We start from the raw sequence: 4,637 nt of genomic DNA, 5'->3' as shown, positions 1-4,637 counted from the left end.
TCGCGGATCACTCCGGGTGGGTGTTACCCACCATCCTGCCCTGTGGAGCCCGGACGTTCCTCGGCGCGGTTTCCCGCTACGCGACCGTCCGGCCGACCCATTCGCCCCAGAAGTCTACCGGTGCCCGTCCGGACGAATCCGACATGCCGCACGCGTCGTTGTCTCCCGGCCCGAGCCGAGGTAGCCGATCGCCATTGGGGTCGGGCACGGGGGTGTCCGCAATCAGCCTTTGGGGAGGCATGATGATTCGTTCATCCGTTTCTGCGTTCGCGCTTGCCGCGCGCGTGATCTTCGGGGCTCCGGCTCCGGCATCCGCCTCGACGACGCCGCCGCCAGACGAGTACACGCCGGAGCTGGTGGACGAGCCGACTCTGACGCGGACGTCGGCCGTCGGCGAGTGTCCGCGGGACGCACCGTATATCGATCACTCCGTCTTCCTGGCCGACCCTGACTCCCAGGTGTCCGAGACGGCGGTCACGCTGACGCTCACGGACGGTGTGCAGTCGACAGACGCGATTCCGCTCGGCGATCTCGTCGACGGGCGTCTGTCGGGGCGGCTGCTGTGGCGCGGCGCGGGTCTGCTGCTGCTTCGTCGCCACCGCTCCGCGCGGTCGTGAGTCAGACACCACCCGCGCACCGGATTGTTCCGGTGCGCGGGTGGTGTGGCGAGCATCGTGATGCTGTGCCTGCTCAGTCCTTCTGGGCGGACTGCGCGATGCGCACGTCGAGGGGGAAGTCGATCGGGAACGTGCCGAACAGAAGCCGCCCGGCGGATGCCGCCGCCTCGGCGACCGCGTGAGCCGCGGCATCCGCCTGCGCGGCGGGGGCGTGCACGATCACCTCGTCGTGCAGGAAGAACGCCAGGTGCGCCCGCCGTTCAAAGGCGGGCCCGGACCGTGACGCCGACTCGTGGGCAGGGACCGCCGGCAGCGCGGCGAGTCTGCCGCGCAGGTCGGCCAGCCACGCCAGCGCCCACTCGGCAGCGGTGCCCTGCACGACGAAGTTGCGGGTGAAGCGACCTCGATCGCGTGCCCAGCGCCGTGCGCGGGTCTCGTCCACGCCGGTGGCTTCCGGGTCGCCGGCTTGCCCCTGTGCCGCGCGCCACACCGCGGACGGCGGCGGCGAGGTGCGGCCCAGTCGGGTGGCGACGATGCCGCCCTCCTCCCCCGTGCGGGCGGCGTCATCGACGAGGGCCATGGCGCGCGGGAACGTGCGACGCAATGCCGGCACGAGGCGGCCGCTGTCGCCGGTCGTCGCTCCGTACATCGCGCCGAGCATGGCGAACTTGGCCTCGGACCGCGTCGCCACGGCGCCGCGCTCGACGATGCCGGCGTACAGATCCCGCCCGCGGGCCGCCTCGGCCAGCGCGATGTCGCCCGCCATGGCCGCCAGCACTCGCGGCTCGAGCTGGGCGACGTCGGCGACAACGAGCACCCACCCGGGATCGGCGCGCACGGCGTCACGCAGCTGGCGTGGCAGCTGCAGCGCGCCGCCGCCCGATGACGCCCAGCGTCCGGTGACGACGCCGCCGGGGACGTAGACGGGCCGGAATCGACCGTCATGCACCCACTCGTCCAGCCAGGCCCACCCGTTGGCGCTCAGCAGTCTTGCCAGGCGCTTGTACTCCAGGAGCGGCGAGATCGCCGGGTGGTCGTACTGCGCCAGCTCCCACTTGCTCGTCGATGTGGCGAGCACCCCGACCCGGTGCAACGACCGCAGCAGCTTCGGCTGTGAGTCCAGGGCCGCCGACGGGTCCCCGAGCGCCGCGCGCACCTGCGCCGCGGCGCGTTCGAGCTCACGCGGTGGGCTGCCCGCTGCCGGGCGAGGACCCAGCAGTTCGGTGAGGATGCCGTCATGGGCCGTCTCGTCCCAGGGCAGCCCGGCGGCGCGCATCTCTGCAGCCACCAGCGCGCCGGCGGACTCCGCCGCCAGCAGCAGGCGCAGACGTCCCGCTTCGCTCGCGCCGGCAAGTGCCTCCCGCTGGCGGGCGAACTCCGCCAGAGCGGCGTCGAGGGACTGCGGCAGAGAGGGGGCGGATGCCGTCTCGAACTCGAACAGCGTCGGCGGCGAACCGCCGGGATCGGGGGCAGCGGCATCCCACTCCCCCGCATCGCGCAGGGGACCGGAGTCGGTCACGTAGACGCTGTCGCGCAGGATTGCGTGACACAGGCGCAGATCGTGGCAGCGCGCAACGCGCACGCCGGCATCCAGCAGCCCGTCGTACCACGTGGGGGTGTCGCTCCACACCCACCGGGGTGCGTGGGCCGTCTCGGCGTCGGCCACCCAGGACGGCAGATCGGCGACGGCCACGCGGGCGGTCTCGCCGCCCCGGTCGTTCAGCAGCGCGGCGGTGATGCCGTCGCCATCACGTCCGACGGCGATCCACGTCGGCGACGACTCAGCGCCGGGCACCGACGGAGGCGGTCACAGGCCGGACTCCTCCGTGCGCACCAGGATGCAGCCGCACTCGGGGCAGGTGACGACGGCGTTGTCCGGGGTTTCGCGGAGGTTCTGTAGATCGGTGCCCGAGAGCACCATGCGGCATCCCTCGCAGGTGCCGCGGCGCAGCAGGGCGGCGCCCGTCGAGCGCGCCGCGGTGCGGTCGTAAAGCGCGACCAGGTCGGCCGGCAGCGCTGCGACGATGGCCGCGCGGTCGCGCTTGGCCTGGTCCAGACGCGCCGTCGCATCGGCGACGACCGCCTTCGCCTCGTCTGAGAGGCGCACGCCCTCGGCGTTGGTCTCCGCCATGAGGGCCTCCTGCGCGACGACGGCCGCCTCGCACTGCTCGAGGCGCTCCATCACCTCGAGCTCCGCGTCTTCGAGGGCGCTCTTGCGCTTGGCAAGCGACGCGATCTCGCTTTCGAGCCCCTGCGCCTCCTTGGCGTTGGCGCTGGATGCCAGTCGTCCGGCATCCCGGTCGCTGCGCGCCTGCACGACGGCGACGTCCGACTCGATGCGCGCCAGTTCGGTGCGGGCGTCGTCACGGGCGCCCAGCAGTCGCGACAGCTCCTGCGAATAGGCCTGGCGCTGCGCGAGCAGCTCCTTCACCCGCACTCCCTGCGGGGGGTTCTGGCGCAGCCGATCGGCCTGAGCGATCCTGGCATCGAGTTCAGTGAGGTCGAGGAGTCGGCGCTGGTCGGCGGGGCTGGCGTTCACCCCTTCAACCTACCGCCCGAGCGACGCCCCCACAGAGGCCTAGGATGTCTGGTGGCCGGTTGGCGCAGCGGTAGCGCAGCTCCTTTACACGGAGAAGGTCACCAGTTCGATCCTGGTACCGGCCACGATGCGGCCGCAGCGGGCGAAGACCGTTGCGGACTGCACCACTCAGGCCCGCGACCGCGGCGCGCTGAGTGGGTAGGCTGAACGATGGCGCTTTGTGCGGTGCGGACAACGTCCGCGCGATCCGCGCCACGAATACCTGGCACGATCTGCCATACGAGAAAGGTCTTCCGTGACTGTCAACGATCAGGATCCGTACTCGCAGGAGGCCCTCGATAGCGACCCGGAGGAGACCTCCGAGTGGCAGGAGTCGCTCTCGCAGCTCGTCGATGCCAAGGGCTCCGGCCGCGGCCGCGAGATCATGCTCAGCCTGCTGCAGAAGTCGCACGAGCTGCAGCTGAACGTGCCGCAGGTGCCGACCACCGACTACATCAACACCATCGCGCCCGAGAACGAACCCGAGTTCCCCGGTGACGAGGAGCTGGAACGCCGCTACCGCCGGTGGATCCGCTGGAACGCCGCCATCACGGTGCACCGCGCGCAGCGCCCCGGCATCGGCGTCGGCGGCCACATCTCCACCTACGCCTCGTCGGCGTCGCTGTACGAAGTCGGCTTCAACCACTTCTTCCGCGGCCTTGACGACCCGTCCGGTGGCGACCAGGTGTTCATCCAGGGTCACGCCTCCCCCGGCATCTACGCGCGATCCTTCCTCGAAGGCCGCCTCAGCGCCGACCAGCTCGACGGGTTCCGTCAGGAGGCGTCCAAGGCGCCCAACGGCATCCCCTCTTACCCGCACCCTCGCCTCATGCCGGACTACTGGCAGTTCCCGACCGTGTCGATGGGCCTCGGCCCGATCAACGCGATCTACCAGGCGATGACCAACAAGTACCTCACCAACCGCGGCATCAAGGACCTCTCGGACTCGCACGTCTGGGCGTTCCTCGGTGACGGCGAGATGGACGAGGTCGAGAGCCGCGGTCAGCTGCAGGTGGCAGCCAACGAGGGACTCGACAACCTCACCTTCGTCGTCAACTGCAACCTGCAGCGCCTCGACGGCCCGGTGCGCGGCAACGGCAAGATCATCCAGGAGCTCGAGAGCTTCTTCCGCGGTGCCGGCTGGAACGTCATCAAGGTCGTCTGGGGTCGTGGCTGGGACGAGCTGCTGCAGCAGGACGACGACGGCGCCCTCGTGCGCCTGATGAACACCACCCCCGACGGGGACTTCCAGACCTACCGTGCTGAGGACGGCAAGTTCATCCGCGACCACTTCTTCGGTCGCGACGAGCGCACCGCCAAGATGGTCGAGGACTGGTCCGACGACGACATCTGGGGCAAGCTCCGCCGCGGCGGGCTGGACTACCAGAAGGTCTACGCGGCCTACAAGACCGCCAAGGCTCACAAGGGTCAGCCGACGGTCA

General features: G+C 70.6%; 2 protein-coding genes, 1 tRNA gene and 2 pseudogenes. 3 read left to right on the top strand and 2 right to left on the bottom strand.

Annotated elements, in window-relative coordinates:
* Positions 1–617 (top strand): annotated as a pseudogene (locus tag NQ160_RS18915) (hypothetical protein); the annotation flags it as partial.
* A 73-nt stretch (positions 618–690) separates the two neighbouring features.
* Here NQ160_RS18915 and NQ160_RS18910 read toward each other — a convergent pair.
* Both NQ160_RS18910 and NQ160_RS18905 read right to left on the bottom strand, forming a co-directional pair.
* Complete coding sequence (locus NQ160_RS18910; RefSeq protein ID WP_257516655.1) at positions 691–2,412, bottom strand: bifunctional 3'-5' exonuclease/DNA polymerase; 1,722 nt, start codon at positions 2,410–2,412, stop codon at positions 691–693.
* Positions 2,413–2,424: 12 nt separating this feature from the next.
* The gene (locus NQ160_RS18905) at positions 2,425–3,156 is read right to left on the bottom strand and encodes a zinc ribbon domain-containing protein (RefSeq protein ID WP_257516654.1); all 732 of its coding nucleotides are present in this window, start codon (positions 3,154–3,156) and stop codon (positions 2,425–2,427) included.
* Between the two features lie 53 nt (positions 3,157–3,209).
* On the opposite strand from NQ160_RS18905, the gene NQ160_RS18900 reads away from it, so the two are divergent.
* A tRNA-Val gene (locus tag NQ160_RS18900) sits at positions 3,210–3,281 on the top strand.
* 170 nt (positions 3,282–3,451) lie between these two features.
* Positions 3,452–4,637: pseudogene (locus tag NQ160_RS18895) on the top strand (pyruvate dehydrogenase (acetyl-transferring), homodimeric type); the annotation flags it as partial.

It is taken from the genome of Microbacterium sp. zg.Y909 (assembly GCF_024626565.1).
This window is presented reverse-complemented; position numbering and strand designations above follow the sequence as displayed.